2 protein-coding genes are annotated in these 1,539 nt (G+C 78.0%); one reads left to right on the top strand and one right to left on the bottom strand.

Annotation, left to right across the window (positions count from 1 at the left end):
- On the bottom strand, positions 1-738 hold a 738-nt coding region (gshB, locus tag CKO13_RS12110; RefSeq protein ID WP_200261374.1), incomplete at its 3' end, for a glutathione synthase.
- 49 nt (positions 739-787) lie between these two features.
- On the opposite strand from gshB, the gene CKO13_RS12105 reads away from it, so the two are divergent.
- Positions 788-1,539, top strand: a 752-nt coding sequence (locus CKO13_RS12105; protein WP_200261372.1) for a FimL-related protein, incomplete at its 3' end; no start/stop codon positions are given.

Raw genomic sequence — 1,539 nt, 5'->3', positions numbered from 1 at the left:
GGCGGGCTCGCCGCGGCCGCCGGCGGCGAGGTTGCCGCGGGTCTCGCCCTGGGCCGGCACCCGCGCCAGGGCGTGGGGGTAGGGCTCGCCGTCGAAGACCAGGACGCGCTTGTCGCCGCCGGCGATCTCCGGGAGGTAGCGCTGCGCCATGGCGTAGTGCCGGCCGCCGCCGGTCAGCGTCTCGAGGGCCACCGTGGTGTTCGGGTCGCCCTCGGCGAGCACGAAGATGGAGGCGCCGCCCATGGCGTCGAGGGGCTTGAGCACCGCCGTGCCGTGCTCGGCGATGAAGCCGCGCAGGCGCCCGGTGTCGGCGGCGACCAGGCTCGGCGGGCAGAGGTGGGGCCAGCGCAGGGCGAAGAGCTTCTCGTTGGCGTCGCGCAGCGCCGCCGGGCGGTTGACCACGCGGGCCCCCTGGGCCTCGGCGCGCTCGAGGATGTGGGTGGCGGCCAGGTAGGCGGCGTCCACCGGCGGGTCCTCGCGCATGAGGATCAGGTCGAGCTCGCCGAGGGCGAGCGGGGCTGCGGCGTCGAGCCGGTACCAGTCGCGCGGCTCATCGCGTACGCTCAGGGGCCGCGCCCGGCCGACGGCGGTCCCGTTGTCGAGGGCCAGATCGCCGGGCTCGAGGTAGTAGAGCGCGTAGCCGCGCCGCTGCGCCTCGAGCAGCAGGGCGAGCGTCGAGTCCTTCTGGGGTTTGATGGCGTCGATGGGGTCCATCACCACGCCGAGCCGAGCGGCCATGGGCACTCACCGCGAGGAGTCGATTGCGTCAAGGCATTGTAACGAATCCATGAGCGAGAGACAGGCGACAGCCGGCGCCCTCGAGCCGGCGCGCGAGCTGACGCGGCTGCTCCCGCAGCTGCGGGACGGGGTCGATGCGGCGACCGCCCAGTGGCAGGCCGTCTGCGCCGGGCGCAGCCCCGCCGCGCTGCTGCGCGCCGAGCTCGAGCGCCTGCAGGGCGCCTTCTGCTTCGCCGCCGCCGCCGGCTACGAGCGCCTCGCCGCGGAGATGCAGGCCGGCGTGGACGCCCTCGAGACCCTCGAGGCCGGGGGCGAGGGGGGCGGTGAGGCCCACGCCGCGGCGGGCGGCGGCGAGCTCCTGGACGCCCTCGGCGGCGGGCTCGGCCGGCTCATGGCGAGCCTCGAGGCGCTCGCCGCCACGGGGGCGGACCCGGCGCCCGAGCTGGCCTCGGCCATCGACGCCCTGCGCCGGGCCCGCGGCGCCCCCCGCTACGACGCCGTCGCCCTGCTGCGCGGCTGCCTCGACCCCGGCGCGCCCCGGGGGTGGTCCGCCGACGCGGGGGAGCGGGCCCAGGAGGCCCGCTGGCCGTACCAGCGCAGCCTCCTCGAGCTCCTGCGCGGCGATGAGCAGCGCGCCCTGGCGGCGCTGCGCGAGGTCCTGGCGCCGCTGCCGGGGGCCTTCGGCGACTGCGCCGCCGGCGGCGCCCTCTGGGCGGGGGTGGCGCTCGTCGAGGGGCTCGCGGCTGCCGGCGAGCCGGTGGCGGAGGCGGACAAGCGCGCCGTCGCCGCCCTGGCCGAGGC

The sequence above is a fragment of the Halorhodospira neutriphila genome (assembly GCF_016584055.1).
Taxonomy (GTDB): domain Bacteria; phylum Pseudomonadota; class Gammaproteobacteria; order Nitrococcales; family Halorhodospiraceae; genus Halorhodospira; species Halorhodospira neutriphila.
The sequence above is the reverse complement of the archived record's forward strand: the minus strand, read 5'-3'. Positions and strand labels throughout refer to the sequence as shown.